Here is a 14,409-nt window from a genome sequence, read left to right as displayed (position 1 = left end):
CAAAATCAATGGTTATTTTTTTCGGTTATCAAACCAGTAGAGTAAACACCCTAGTACTAACACGATAACGCCGAATAAGATGATTTTCCAATTAAAACTTAACAGTAAGTAAAGTGAGATAATTAATGCAAGGCTTGGAATAATTGGACCACCTGGTAATTTGAAACCTTTTGGTAAATTTGGATCATTATTGAATTTAAATGTTGCTAGAATTGTTGGTACATATTGGACAAACGATGCAAAGACAATGCATGATACTAAGAATAAATAACTACCGCTAAGTAGCAGGAGGATGCTTGTGATAGATGTCACAATGATTGCGATAACCGGTGTATTGTGTTTACTTTGCTTACCGATTATTTTTGGTAAAAGCTGATGTTCATTTGCTAGCGATGCAGCCACAATAGGTGTATTGAATGATACTGAGATGGCAACCCCAAGAATAGAGATCAACATCCCAATGATAATGATCATATAACCCCACTGACCAAAGATACTTTTGAATGCCGCAGCAATTGGTAATGAGTACGATCCTAAGTTAGGGCCAAGGATACCCACGGCAACCGTTTGAAGTAAAACATATAATAAAGTCACCGTTGCAATAACGCTTAATAGTGCTTTCGGAATATTCTTTTCCGGATTATCCATTTTAGCAGCAGCAATCGGTAAAAATGAAAAGCCAGTATACATATAAAAAATGACACCAAATGCTGTATTAAATTTCGTAAATAACTGAGTGTTACTGTGAATATCAGTCGGAATCATGGGCGTAAAATGAGCATCCTTAATGAAGAAAGCACCGACAATAATAAAGAGTAACATGATAAATACTTTAGCTGCAGAAGACAGATTGTCTGCGAAATCTAGAATAGCTGTTCCAAAATAATTAATGATGCCTAGAATAATGACTAAGGCAATTGCTGAAACATCATAAATAAGCGTTTGTTGTAATGCTGGAAAAAGTATTTTTAAGACAGTTAGTAACGCAGCAATTTCGGCTGACAAAGTCACTACGCCTAATATCCAAGTAAATATACCAACTTGAAAACCAGTAAATTTACCGAATGCATTATAGGCATATAACCAAGCCGCACCATCTTCCGAAAATTTACTTGCTAGTGTTGCGTAACAGAGCACAATCATGGTGACTGCTAATGCTGCAGCGATAATTGTAAAGATACTGAGTGGTCCAATATCATTATAAATTTTACCAGATAATAAGAAAATCCCCGATCCAATAATACCGTTAATTCCTAACAAGAAAACCGTGAAAAACGTCATTTTTTTATCTTCTATTTTATTCATTACAATCCCCCTAAATTTTAGAATAGCCAATATGATGTTAAAAGGCAATTGATAGGTGCTATGAGGGTACAAAAAAAGCCAACAATTAAGTTGGCTTTTACGGTTAAACTAAATCGTTTGTGTAGATTGGTGTTTCAATGGTTTCAACAAATTGTGCTGAGATAGGGGTTACGAACATTTTTTCGTTATCACGATGGAATAAATCAGAACCTGTAATGTCATCCATGGCTTTCTTAACGGTTGCTGGATCTAAATCTGTATTAACGTAACGTAATTTCATATGGCGCGTTTTACCCGCTTCATTTTTAAATGCTAAATCTAATTGTTTCATATAATTTCCTCCTTAGGTTTGATTAAGCTAAAAGACTTGATTCTGTGCGGATGGTCATTTTAACGGTGTTATCACCAGTTAATGAAGCAACTGTAGCGCCGAGTTGTGCAATAGCTTCGTTAGAGGCATTTTCAGTAATGTTAGCGAATGAACGTTTACGTTCAGAGCCGTCAGAACTTAATCCCTCAACGATAACGTTTGTTTTTACCCAAGTTTTACTCATATATGTTCTCCTTTGTGTGTCTATATTTGATAAGTGCCGCGACGCCTTACATAGATAATAAAGAATCGGTTAACCATTTTGTAAAGCAAATACTGATATTTATTCTTGATTCATTTGAGCAATGACTAAAAGTACTTTCCGACCGACGCTATTACGCCAGTTATAGGCTGTTTGACGGCTAACATGATGACTGGCAGCAATTTCTGTGACTGTTTTGTGTCTAATATAACAATCGACTAGATAATGTTGTTCGGCGTTTGAACAGAGGTCATAGAGTGATTTAAAAAGGTGTTCTGTAAATAATTTTTCAGCGATAGTATCTTGTGTTTGGAGGGTTAAATCAATGATGGAATCAGTTGGATTAGTTGAATCATCCTTATTAGGTTCTAAATGCGTTTGTTGATTAGATTGTCGATTAATTAAATCAAGAAGTCGCCAGTAGACACGTTGATAGGCGTAAACCATGAAAGTTTGTTCATTATCTTCAATAGTTTTAGGGTATTGGTCATATGCAGCGCTGAATGCTAATCGTGCTTCTTGTACGAAATCGTCATATGAAGCATGCGATTGATTAATCGACATTCTTTTTAGAACACCAAAGATAAGTTTTTCACGGTCATTTTTCAGTAGAAAAGCTAGACCTGGGTTTATTTGATTTGACATATTAGTAGAGTTGCCTCGTTTCTTTTAAGATCCCTTGGCCAAGGTTCTTAATTAGAATACGAGGTTATTCAATTTTAAAATAGACGACGAAATGAGCGTATTTATGGGTTTTTGATGAGCATTTAAGAATTAAAGGTAGACTATTAATTTTCTTAAGATAAACTTAACAATTAGACTTAAGTTCACACAAGATTAGTTACAATTAAATCTGTAACATAGGATAAGTTGTTAAATGAAAGTAAGAAAAGGAGTAGGCTATTGAACTTGGAGAATGAATTAGAACGGGATTTTAAAGAAATTATAGATTATCCAGAAACACGCTTATTGACTGTTGGGTCTCAATATTGGCGAAACTTGTTGGAGAATCATCCAATAATAGACGTTACGGATGATCATTTTTTTACAGAACATGGAATTGTAACGGATAACTATCAAGTGAACATGGAGACAACTTTGTATATTCACCATATAACACACAGACGGGATGATTTACGATCCATTATTTTTGATAAGCATAAAGATATTTTATTATGTAAATACACAACAACAAATTTTGTGAATCGCTTGATTAATGAAAAAATTCTAACTTTTGTCGCAATGCGTGCGATTGTGTCATTAGTTGAAAAGAAACAAGCTCTACCTTACACATGTGGTATGTATCAGTTATTTCCAGATAGTGGGCCATCAAAACGGGATGCCTCATGGACGGCAGGACACCATCTTGCTAATATTTCCGATGTAGAAAATGGAACTGATTTATTTTTCAACAATGGATTAAGAATTAGAGTTCAAAGTAAGTATTCGCAATTTCTAAAGCAATTAAATTTAGCGCATCTTTTTACAGATATTCAAGTTTCTTTGGCCAGTAAAATAGCTGCAGAACTTGGTTTTGAAAATCCAACACCCCAATTTAGATATCATGATGCTATCTTATCTTTAGTTCAGAACAGACGTGATACCTATGTGGATAAAATAGATTTCATTAAGGAAGTTAAGCATTTATTAGCCATCTACACGTTGAAAGGGTATTCTGATGAATCACCTGACGACTCAATTATCAAAAAAACGTGTAGTTGGGCGCATACTAATAGAGGCATTATGCGTTACTAATTGTAATCATAATGTAACGGAAAAAGGCGTTATTAGACATGCAAATTTGATATAATTAAAGCTGATAATTTCGGAAAAATAGGGGGAAATATGAAAAATAAAAAGTTGTTAACAAAATTAGTTACGGTAACATTTGTTGCTATTACGGGATTTAGCTCAATAAACTTACCAATTGGGAATCAAAGTAAAAATGAATCAACAGTTACGGCAGCCACGACTGCCCAAACAAAGGCTCTCATTGAAAAGAATGGACCAACGATTCAAGCAGTGTCAAAAGATAAAAACTTGTATCCATCAGTGATGCTATCACAGATGATTCTTGAATCTTCTTGGGGTCAAAGTACGTTGGCAAAAAAGGCTAATAATTTTTTTGGTATGAAGGGTGCCTATAAGGGACAATCATATTCAGTTAAATCATTGGAATATAATAGCAAAGGGAAAGCTTATTATGCGGTGTCTAAATTTAAAAAATACCCAAATGCTAAAGCATCTATTCAAGATTATGCCAACCATTTACGTAACGGTGTAAGTTGGGATGCTAAGTATTACTCAGGTACATGGCGTGAAAAAGCTAGTACTTATCAAAAAGCAACAGCATCATTGAGTTTAAAATACTCGACAAGTAGTGCCTACGGTAAAAAATTAAATAACTTAATTTCTAGATATAATTTAGCTAGTTTAGATAATACCGTTAAAGTCGCTTATAATGGCGCAGCCGGTTCTGAAACAGTCAAAGTAGCTAATACTGGTTACCGTCTTTACAATCATGTTAAAGGAACAGCAGGTAGTCGTGATAAAGGTGCGGCTGCTAAGTTGACAGGTAAGACAGTCTATGCGGACATGCGTGGCGTAAAAGAAGGTAGCACAACTTGGTATCGAGTAAGAGTTAAAGGCACATCAACGAAGTATTGGATCTATAAACAAGCATTAAAATTAAGAAAAACAAGTTATTCTACAGTAAAAAATACAGGAAATTTTAATAATAAATCATATCAGTTACATAATCATGTTTATAATTCAGATTATTTATCTAAAAAGACAGGTCAATCAAAAACACATAATAATAGAACTTATACAATTAATAAAAAAGCGATTATTACTGATTACAATGGGTCTAAATCAACGATGTACCGAGTCAAAATTGGATCTACTAATCATTGGGTCTATAAGGGAGCCATTAATAAACATTAATTTATTAGGTTGTTGAACTAATATTGCTAAGGGATAGCAATAAAAAAATAGGAGAGTTATTGAAAATGCAGAAAAAAATAGTAATGGGTTTTGCCATTGTTTTGGGGATTGTAGCGGCTGGATTAATGAATCAATCAGTTTCGGCTTCATCAAAGGTAAATAATTATATACATTCTCAACATATTGCACCAAATGAGATTACAAGTGCTATCTGGGGTGGTTTTCCAACCGATGATATGACTTATCGTCAAGGTAAACCAGAAGGTGTTGTTGTTCATGAAACAGCTAACCCATCATCTACCATATATGGTGAAATGGCTTTTATGAAAGCCAATTATGGTAATGCATTTGTGCACAGTTTTGTTGACGATCATAATATTATTAATATTGCAAAAACGAACGTCATGTCATGGGGCTCTGGTCCTAAAGGTAACCAACGTTTCGTGCAATTTGAAGAAACGCGTGTTCATAGCAAGTCGGCATTTGCACGAGAAGTTAATAATGCCGCCTACTATACTGCCTATATTTTACAACAATATGGGTTGAAACCAAGTTTAGCAACTGCTAGCAATCATGGAGCGGGCGCAACAGTTTGGGCACATGCAGATGTCAGTAAGTATTTAGGTGCAACTGATCATGGTGATCCAGTTGGTTACTATAGCGAATCTGGTAATAAATGGTTTAATGAGTCATATTCAATGTCAGACTTGTATGATTTAATCAAAGAATACTACACACAATTAGGTGTGAAGGTCGCATATCACAGTGCAGCTGGATCAGAAACTGTTCAGATGAATAATACAAGTTACCGTCTTTATAACCATGTTAAAGGGACGGTCGGCGCAGTCGATAAAGGTTCAAGCAGCAAGTTAAGCGGTAAAACATTGTATGCAGATATGCGTGGTGTTAAAAATGGTAGCACTACTTGGTATCGCGTCCGTGTTAAAGGGACATCCACAAAATATTGGATCTATAGTGACGCCTTAAAATTAAGAAAAGTAAGTTACTCACCAATGAATGTTTCAGCTAAATTTAATGGTAAGTCATATCAGTTACATGATCATGTATACAATTCAGATTATCTATCTAAAAAGACAGGTGATTCAGCCAATTATAAAAATAGAACATATACAATTAATCAAAAAGCCGTTATAACTGATTATAATGGTGCTAAATCAACGATGTATCGTATTAAAATTGGTTCAGATGATCATTGGGTTTACACAGGAGCAGTCAATAAGGATGCACTAGTTAATTTAGAAATGCATAGTGCATCTGGTTCAGAAACTGCAAAAGTTAATAGTAATAAATATATGCTTTATAACTCAGTTAAGAACTCTACTGATAATACGGTTAACTATGGTTCTTCAACACAATTAACTGGGCAAACAGTGAAATTATTAGCTCGAGCAGAAAATAGAAGCCAAGGAACAACTTGGTATCAAATTAAATCAGGATTAAATAAATATTGGGTTTATTCAAAGGCCTTAACATTTAATCAATCAATTACTTATAAGTCACTTAAACAGACTGGAACCGTAAGTACGACAAGCACTTACTACTTGCATAATCATGTTTATAATTCAGCATATTTATCAGTAACAACAGGAAGAGCAAGTGATGCTACAATTAGAGGTAAAGCAGTTAATGTAGATTGCATGGCTACAATTAAAGAAAATGGTAAAGAAGATTCATATATGTACCGTTTTACAGTTATTGAAACAGGAAAGACCTATTGGGCTTATGGTAGCGTCTTAGTTGGTCGAACGAATAGTTAAAGCAAAAAAAGAAGCCATTTTATGGCTTCTTTTTTTGCTTTATTTTCCTGAAGAACGACGTGATAATTTAACGACGGCTTCAACTTTTGATGTTTGTGGGAACATATCAACGGGTTGAATATAATCAACGCGGTATGATTTTGTTAACAATTCTAAATCTTTTGCGAGTGTCGATGGATTACATGATACATAAACAAATTTTTTAGGACGACTCTTATTGATGGCTTCAATTAATTGATCATCTAAACCAGTACGTGGTGGATCAACAACTAGGGCATCAGGTACGAAACCTTCTTCCAACCATTTAGGTAAGATATCTTCAGCTTTACCAACTTCATATGTGGTATTTTCTTGATGTGATAGAACAGCATTTTCTCGTGCATCTTCAATCGCTTCAGGTGTTGTATCCATACCGCGAACTTCTTTAGCACCATGGGCAACATAAAGGCCAACGGTACCAACACCACAGTAAGCATCAACTAATGATTCATTTTTATCTAAGTTAAGAGCTTTATTGATTTCATCGTATAAAACGCCAGTTTGAACTGGGTTTAATTGGAAGAAAGCACGTGCTGATAATTTGAATTTCATTTTACCAAGACGTTCCATGATGAAGTCTTGGCCAGCGATATTAATGGTTTCGTCACCCCAAATAAGTGATGTTTCACCTTTGTTGATATTTTGCATGACAGAAGTAACCATAGGTAATTCTTCTAAGATATGCATAACTAGTTCACGTTTCTTAGGTAATTTTGCCGAGTTTGTGATGAAGGTTAATTGAACCTCACCGGTATCAAAAGATTCACGAACAACAAGCGTTTTGATAATACCTGATTTAGCTTCTTCATTGTAAATAGGAATTCCGAGTTCCTCTAATAACGCAACAACGTGACGAATAACAAGCATTGTTGTAGGACGTTGCGTACTGAATTCTTTTAAGTCTACTAAATCATGACTCTTTGGTTTGTAAAGTCCAGCGATGACGTGACCATCTTTTTCGCGAACTTGGAATTGCGCTTTATTACGGTATTCATATGGATTTTGCATACCGATAGTTTCTTTTAAATCATAGTGTTCATAACCACGCGGTTTATATCTTTCTAAAGATTGTACGATAACATCTTTTTTGAAAGCTAATTGGCCTTTGTAGTTTAAATGTTCTAATTCAATTCCGCCGACTTCACTGTATGTTGCGTCTTTTGGTTCAACGCGAACAGGACTTTGTTTACGAATTTTATGAATTTTAGCGTTGATATAAGAATCTGCAACACTAGTGACTTCTGCTACAACGACTTCGTCTGGAAGAGCACCAGGTACGAATGTAATCTTACGTTTGTAATAGCCGATGCCTTCACCATTAATACCTAAGCGTTTAATAGTTAAAGGAAAACGTGAACCGGCTTCAATTTCTGATCCAAATTCTTGATTGTCTGACATATTTTTATAAACTCCTTATTGCTTTTTTCTTATTATAACACAGGAATATTGGCATTTTGGCAGTTCAAAGATATAATAACAAGATAAGCATTTAAAGGAGTCTATATGACAAAAAAAATCACAAAAATAACCACACAAAAACGTGCTGGACGATATAATGTCTTTCTGGATGAAAAATATGCTTTTCCAATTGGGGAAGAAGTTCTTATTTCATTTCATCTTGCTAAAGGGATGGAATTAGATGAGGCATTAATTAAACAAATTGCTGATGCAGATGATCGTTCAAAAGCGTATTCAAAAGCGTTAAACTATTTATCAACGCAAATGCGAACCGTAAAAGAGATTAAGGATTATTTGAAGAAACATGAAATTACGGAAGACGCGATTGAAGAAACAATCGAAAAGTTATATGAATTTAGATTAGTAAATGATCTTGAATATGCTAAAAGTTACGTTAGAACAATGATGCACACGTCGGATAAAGGACCAACAGTCATTCGCCAAAAGTTACGATTAAAAGGTGTTGCAGCTGAAAGTATTGATGAAGCCTTAGAAGAATTTCCAGTTGATGACCAATTAGAAAATGGAATTAAAGTCGCCGAAAAATTAGTTAAGCATTACCACGATCAATCGTTTAGTAATTTAAAGAACAAGGTTCGTCAGGCATTAATGACTAAAGGCTTTAAGTCTGATGACATTTCACAAATAATGGATGCCTTAGAACTTGAAATTGATCCCGAAGCCGAATGGGATGCACTTGTTAAACAAGGGGATAAAGTCTGGAAACGGCAACGTCGCTTGGAAGGTAGTCAGCGCGCCATGAAAGTTAAACAGGGGCTATTTCAAAAAGGGTTTCAGTTTGATGATATTAATGAATATATTGAGCTGAAAGAACAAGATGAGGCGCTTGAATGATAATGTGGGATGACGCAAAAATCACAGCTTTTCAAGAGGCATTGTTAACTTGGTATGATAGTGAAAAAAGGGATCTTCCTTGGCGCAGAGACCATGAACCCTACCATATTTGGGTATCAGAAATTATGCTCCAACAAACACAAGTAAATACGGTTATTCCGTACTATGAACGATTTATGGAATGGTTTCCGAGTGTTGAAAATTTTGCTAATGCGCCAGAAGAACGTATTTTAAAAGCATGGGAAGGACTCGGTTACTATTCAAGAGTTCGAAACATGCAAAAAGCAGCAAAACAAGTTGTTCAAGATTATTCTGGGCAATGGCCGCAAACAGCTAAGGAACTGCAAAATTTAGTTGGAATTGGGCCATATACTGCCGGAGCAATCGCAAGTATTGCTTTTAACGAAGTTGTTCCTGCCGTTGATGGTAATGCTTTTCGTGTATTTTCACGCTTATTTGAGATAGAAGATGATATTGCGAAACCACAGACCCGACTTATTTTTGAAAAAGTCATTCAACAAATTATTTCTAAAGAAAGACCTGGAGACTTTAACCAAGCTGTCATGGATTTGGGTTCAAGTTACATGAGTGCTAAGAATCCAGATTCTGAACATTCTCCAGTTAAGTCGTTTAATCAAGCTTATTTAGATGGTAAAGAACTTGATTATCCAGTGAAATCAAAGAAGCCGCGACCAGTTGAAATGCCCTATATTGCTTTGATAATTGAAACAAAAAAAGGGTATTTATTTGAGAAACGTTCTAGTAAAGGGATGCTCGCAAATTTATTAGCGTTTCCTTTAATTAAGCTGGAAGAACTGGAAGACAAACCAGGAGACGTGTTATTAACGGATGATTTAGTTATAAAATTAGGCCAATGGAGCCAAGATAATTTGAACCATAAGTTGATTTTTTCAGCATTAGAAGGTTCCGTCGTAAAACATACCTTTACCCATCAAAAATGGTTAATTGAATTATTTACCGTGAAAAGTAAATCGTTTGACTTAAGTTATTTTCCTGGCGAATTCATACTTGAAAAAGATTTTGACCAGATTGCAGTTCCTAAAGTACAACAAAAAATTTGGGACAAATATATCAGCCTTTCTTCAAATAAATTTTAGTAAAATAGTTCTTTTTTTGGTATAATATTCATGCAATCGATGTAAAATGCACTACGTGTTTAGAAAGTGGGTTTTGGTAGAGATGAGTAATCAGTCAAAGGAGCCTAAAGAGGGCGACTTCATTACCATAAAGAGTTATAAACACGACGGTAGTTTGCATCGAACATGGCGTGATACGATGGTGTTGAAAACAAGTGAGAATATGATTATTGGGTGTAATGATCATACATTGGTGACCGAAGCAGATGGCCGGCGATGGGTGACCAGAGAACCAGCAATTATCTTTTTTCATAAACACTATTGGTTTAATATTATAGCCATGATACGTGATAACGGCGTTTCTTATTATTGTAATTTGGCTTCACCAGCCACGTTAGATAAGGAAGCTTTGAAATATATAGATTATGATTTAGATGTCAAAGTTTTCCCAGATGGTGAGAAACGGTTATTGGATGTAGATGAATATGCAGAACACGGGAAAAAATGGGAATATTCTGACGATATCGATAAGATATTGAAGTATAACGTCCGAACACTTGTGGACTGGATAGATAACGGGAAAGGGCCATTTTCTAAAGAATATATAGATATCTGGTACAATCGTTACCTCGAACTAGCGGAACGTGAAAATAATAAATAAAAAGGATAATTCTGAATTTTAAGTAGAATTATCCTTTTTATTTACTATTTTAGTGAGGTATTTTCTAATAAATTGAGCAGTATGGTAATATATAGATAGTTTAGCAACGGAATAAAAGGAAAACTAGACGAAATAATATAATTAATGAATGGATGAAAAAATGGCTACTAAAGCGAATATAAAAGATGTTGCAAGTAAGGCAGATGTTTCAATCGCAACTGTATCACGTTTTTTGAATGGTAAAACAGAGCGTATGTCTAAAGAGACAGCATTGAAAGTCCAAAATGTGATTAAAGAATTAAACTATGTCCCTAATGACGCGGCTAGACAGATGATTACAAAAAAAAGTCGAATGATTGCTACAATTGTTTCAGATGTGGATGATTATTTTGCCACAGAAATGTTTAAAGGTATTAGCTCAATTTTAGATGCACAAGGTTATACAGCGGTTTTATTTGATTCCGATTCTAATAAATATAAAGAACAAGGTATCCTTAAAATTATTGGCGAAAAATCGTTTGATGGACTAATCATGCAACCAATACTTAGAAAAGAAGCCGATTTAAGGGATGCGGTTAGACGAGACATGCCCATTGTTATTGTTGATCGTGAACTTTCTGATTCTAGTTTAGCTAATGTTGTTACAAATAACTTTGATATTAGCCAACAAGTAACAAGATATTATCTAAATCAAGGATTTGATCAAGTCATTATCATTACTGGTGAAGTGACAGGTATTTCAACTCGGGAAGAGCGGTATAACGGAATTAATTCGGTCAGTCCAGACACTAAGGTGATTGAGGTTATAGATGGTGATACAAAATTAAATCAAACATATGCTGAACTGAAAAATAGATTAATACGTGATGATAAAAGAACGCTTGTATTTGCGTTGAAGGAACGTTGGTTGCTTTACTTACTACCTAAAATTATCGCTGATGGATTCATGGTCAATCAACGGGTAGCGGTAACGGGATTTTCAGATACTGAAGTCATAAAAGCGATTAATTCAGGAACTTCGTTGATTAATCAAAATCCTTTTTTACTAGGTGCTAGTGCAGCAGAATTATTGTTGAATGAATTAAATGGTGAAACAAATACGAAAAATAAAAAAATAATTATACCTGCTGAATTTAAGTAGATACTAATATGGAAAAGACTTGCTCAAGGGTAAGTCTTTTTTTATTGTCCTTAAAATGTAATTTAAAGTTAAAAAAATAAACAGGCTAGATACCTTACTGGAGTAAACGTTTACCTTGTTTAGAAATATATATTTATATTTAAGACTTGCAATTATGGAATACTGCATATATACTATCCATGTAAACGTTTACCTAACTTGTTAATAGATAATGAATTGGAGGCGCTAAAAATGGATAAAAGAACTTTTTTAGATGTTGATAAATTTGCGTTGGGCTTTGCCTCTACAACTGTAGAGGCTAAGTTTGAGGATGAAAACATGGTGAAAACGGCTAAGAATTACCTTGCAGCCTATTTGACGGCATATTACTTAGCAGAAAATTTTAACGAGATAGAACGAGAAAATTTTGATAATAAAAATGCAGAAAAATTCGAGGACATGAATTTTGAGACATTAATGAATAGGGTAAAGAAACTCAATAAATATTAATATTGGAGGAAAAATGATGACAGTTATTTTAAATACATGGATTTTTGAGAATGATGTAGAAAATGGAATTAAACAGGATGAATTGGTTGATCGCGTTTCAAAATTAAGTGTTGACGGTATCGAAGTTAGACGTGAATATTTTAAAGATTTAGATAGTGAATTACCCAAAGTTGCAAAAAAAGCAAAACAATACGGATTAATTGTTAATTATAGTGTTCCTGATCAAGTTTTTTTAGACAATGGCACGTTAAACCCTAAATTAGTTACTTATTTTCAAGAAGGTTTAATTATGGGAATCAAAAAAATTAAATTTAATATTGGAAATTTTGCGGCATTTACTGGAGATTTAAAGCAGGCTTTTAGTGAATTTCCTTTAGACAAAATAACAATGAATGTTGAAAATGATCAAACTGCATTAAGTGGCAGTGTTAAGGCATTAACGACATTTTTAGAAAGTGCTAAACGACAAAATGTGCCTGTTGGTTATGTTTATGATCTTGGTAATTGGGCTTTTACGAAACAAGATGCTATTCAGAGTGCAGATGAGCTTTCACAATACACGGACTATATCCATTTGAAAAACGTTATTAATAATGCTGGAAACTTAATGACGTCGAAAAATTTAGATGAAGGAATGTTTGATTGGCGAGCTATTTTAGCCCATCTACCAAAAAAAGTGGCTTTCGCTCTTGAATATCCGATGGATAACAAAGCGTTAATTCAATCCCAGATAGTGTTATTAAAAAAAGAAATTGAGGACTAGCTTATGGCAACCCTAATACCGATTTTATTATTAATCACTTTTGTAGGATTTATTATTTATATTTTAAAGGGTGGAAACATCATGGTCGGGTTCTTCGTAATGGCTATTTTATGGTCTATCATTGGACAAATTCCATTCGATAAGGCAGTTCAAAAAGTATTTGCTGAACCAGCATTGAATTATGGACCGACAATTATCTATATTGCATTTGGATCATGGTTCGGAAGGGTTCTTGTTGATAGTGGGATTGCGCCTGCAATTTCAGAAGCAACAAAAAAAGTTGGGAAAAAACGACCATTAATAGCAGCTATTTTAATTGTTTTGGTAACAGCGTTTATTTTTGTAAGCGCATACGGAGTGGGATCTGTGATTGCGATAGGGGTTATCTTATTACCAATCATGTTATCCCTAGGTATTCCAAGAGACATCGCACTTACTGCATTTGTCATGTCAATTGGGGCACCAATGTACATTAATGTTGTTTTATTCAATCAAATTAAAGCATTTTTTCCAAATGCCGTATACGGCGGACAATACTTAATCTTCGGTTGGACAGCAATGACAGTTCAATTAATCGCGGTAATTATTTTCTTAGTTTTACATCGCAAGAAATTTACTCAAGAAAATGTTGATTCAAATCTAAAAATTATTGGTGAGACACAACAAAATTCTGAAAGTCGCCCCATACCAAAAATTGCATTTGTTGCACCAATTATTCCGGTCGTTATGAATATGATTTTCGGCTGGGATGCTATTCCAGGATTAACTTTAGCAACATTGTTTGCGATAGCTGTTACTGGAAATATGAAAGGATATAAAAATTTCGTCGACTTCTTGAATAGTACGATTCAAAAAGCGATTGGTGATATCGCAGGATTGATTATGTTTTTAATGGCGTTAGTGATGTTTGCTGGTGCTGCTCAGTTGAACGCTGTTAGGTTTCAACATGTATTTAGTCTGATATTACCGCATGACCATTTAATCCTTGCTATTGTATTTGGAGTATTAGCACCGCTCGCGTTATTCAGAGGTCCGTTACATGTTTGGGGTGCTGGAGCTGCAACTGCAGCGGTTCTTTCGGGAACCGGGTTGTTCAATGATGCCTTCTTATTACCACTTCTCTATGTGCCTGCGCTTCTTGCTGTTTCAACAGGAATCACGCAATCATGGAATGTTTGGGGCCTTGATTATATGAAAGTTCAATCAAAAGATTTATTAAAAAGAGGTGTTCCAATCATGTGGTTTGTTTCAATTATTAATGAAGTTTTAGTTTATTACTTTTTCGGTTAAAATTAAGAGACATGA

The 14,409-nt window shown here is 34.6% G+C and carries 15 protein-coding genes; 10 read left to right on the top strand and 5 right to left on the bottom strand.

Going from position 1 to position 14,409, the window contains the following annotated elements; translation table 11 throughout:
* Nucleotides 1-12: 12 nt before the first annotated feature.
* The 4 genes from AC1RPH_RS04430 to AC1RPH_RS04415 form a co-directional block, all read right to left on the bottom strand.
* Nucleotides 13-1,305: an APC family permease gene (locus tag AC1RPH_RS04430; protein WP_481761527.1), complete on the bottom strand. Its 1,293-nt coding sequence runs from the start codon at nt 1,303-1,305 to the stop codon at nt 13-15.
* A 103-nt stretch (nt 1,306-1,408) separates the two neighbouring features.
* Nucleotides 1,409-1,636: a DUF2922 domain-containing protein gene (locus AC1RPH_RS04425; protein WP_409022132.1), complete on the bottom strand. Its 228-nt coding sequence runs from the start codon at nt 1,634-1,636 to the stop codon at nt 1,409-1,411.
* A 22-nt stretch (nt 1,637-1,658) separates the two neighbouring features.
* Nucleotides 1,659-1,859 carry a DUF1659 domain-containing protein gene (locus AC1RPH_RS04420; RefSeq protein WP_409022133.1) on the bottom strand — a complete coding sequence of 67 codons (201 nt, stop codon included), beginning with the start codon at nt 1,857-1,859 and terminating at the stop codon, nt 1,659-1,661.
* A 99-nt stretch (nt 1,860-1,958) separates the two neighbouring features.
* Nucleotides 1,959-2,522 (bottom strand): sigma-70 family RNA polymerase sigma factor, encoded by a 564-nt coding sequence (locus AC1RPH_RS04415; RefSeq protein WP_481761526.1) that lies wholly within the window; start codon nt 2,520-2,522, stop codon nt 1,959-1,961.
* Nucleotides 2,523-2,780: 258 nt separating this feature from the next.
* On the opposite strand from AC1RPH_RS04415, the gene AC1RPH_RS04410 reads away from it, so the two are divergent.
* The 3 genes from AC1RPH_RS04410 to AC1RPH_RS04400 all read left to right on the top strand — a co-directional run bounded on the left by AC1RPH_RS04410 (nt 2,781) and on the right by AC1RPH_RS04400 (nt 6,601).
* A complete protein-coding gene (locus AC1RPH_RS04410; RefSeq protein ID WP_481761525.1) occupies nt 2,781-3,632 on the top strand; it encodes a competence protein ComK in 852 nt (283 codons plus the stop codon).
* Between the two features lie 90 nt (nt 3,633-3,722).
* Nucleotides 3,723-4,823, top strand: a complete 1,101-nt coding sequence (locus AC1RPH_RS04405; RefSeq protein ID WP_481761524.1) for a glucosaminidase domain-containing protein — start codon at nt 3,723-3,725, stop codon at nt 4,821-4,823.
* Between the two features lie 65 nt (nt 4,824-4,888).
* Entirely contained in the window at nt 4,889-6,601 is a 1,713-nt protein-coding gene (locus AC1RPH_RS04400) for an N-acetylmuramoyl-L-alanine amidase (protein WP_481761523.1), read from the top strand.
* 39 nt (nt 6,602-6,640) lie between these two features.
* Here the strand turns inward: AC1RPH_RS04400 and rlmD are convergent, their stop codons facing one another.
* Nucleotides 6,641-8,038, bottom strand: a complete 1,398-nt coding sequence (rlmD, locus tag AC1RPH_RS04395; protein WP_481761522.1) for a 23S rRNA (uracil(1939)-C(5))-methyltransferase RlmD — start codon at nt 8,036-8,038, stop codon at nt 6,641-6,643.
* 105 nt (nt 8,039-8,143) lie between these two features.
* Here rlmD and recX point away from each other — a divergent pair, with 105 nt between their 5' ends.
* From recX to AC1RPH_RS04360, 7 genes are all read left to right on the top strand, one after another.
* Nucleotides 8,144-8,953, top strand: a complete 810-nt coding sequence (gene recX, locus AC1RPH_RS04390) for a recombination regulator RecX (RefSeq protein ID WP_481761521.1) — start codon at nt 8,144-8,146, stop codon at nt 8,951-8,953.
* The gene (gene mutY, locus AC1RPH_RS04385) at nt 8,950-10,071 is read left to right on the top strand and encodes an A/G-specific adenine glycosylase (protein WP_481761520.1); all 1,122 of its coding nucleotides are present in this window, start codon (nt 8,950-8,952) and stop codon (nt 10,069-10,071) included. The genes recX and mutY overlap by 4 nt, the downstream gene beginning before the upstream one ends.
* An 82-nt stretch (nt 10,072-10,153) precedes the next feature.
* Complete coding sequence (gene ntdP / locus AC1RPH_RS04380; RefSeq protein ID WP_481761519.1) at nt 10,154-10,711, top strand: nucleoside tri-diphosphate phosphatase; 558 nt, start codon at nt 10,154-10,156, stop codon at nt 10,709-10,711.
* A 148-nt stretch (nt 10,712-10,859) separates the two neighbouring features.
* The gene (locus tag AC1RPH_RS04375) at nt 10,860-11,852 is read left to right on the top strand and encodes a LacI family DNA-binding transcriptional regulator (protein WP_481761518.1); all 993 of its coding nucleotides are present in this window, start codon (nt 10,860-10,862) and stop codon (nt 11,850-11,852) included.
* Nucleotides 11,853-12,083: 231 nt separating this feature from the next.
* Nucleotides 12,084-12,341: a hypothetical protein gene (locus AC1RPH_RS04370; RefSeq protein WP_481761517.1), complete on the top strand. Its 258-nt coding sequence runs from the start codon at nt 12,084-12,086 to the stop codon at nt 12,339-12,341.
* A 16-nt stretch (nt 12,342-12,357) separates the two neighbouring features.
* Nucleotides 12,358-13,104, top strand: coding sequence for a sugar phosphate isomerase/epimerase family protein (locus AC1RPH_RS04365; protein ID WP_481761628.1), 747 nt, complete (start codon nt 12,358-12,360; stop codon nt 13,102-13,104).
* 3 nt (nt 13,105-13,107) lie between these two features.
* Nucleotides 13,108-14,394, top strand: a complete 1,287-nt coding sequence (locus AC1RPH_RS04360; RefSeq protein ID WP_481761516.1) for a gluconate:proton symporter — start codon at nt 13,108-13,110, stop codon at nt 14,392-14,394.
* The last annotated feature ends 15 nt before the right edge of the window (nt 14,395-14,409 follow it).

Source organism: Dellaglioa sp. CoH-57-MRSF-16, from assembly GCF_056782055.1.
The sequence above is the reverse complement of the archived record's forward strand: the minus strand, read 5'-3'. Positions and strand labels throughout refer to the sequence as shown.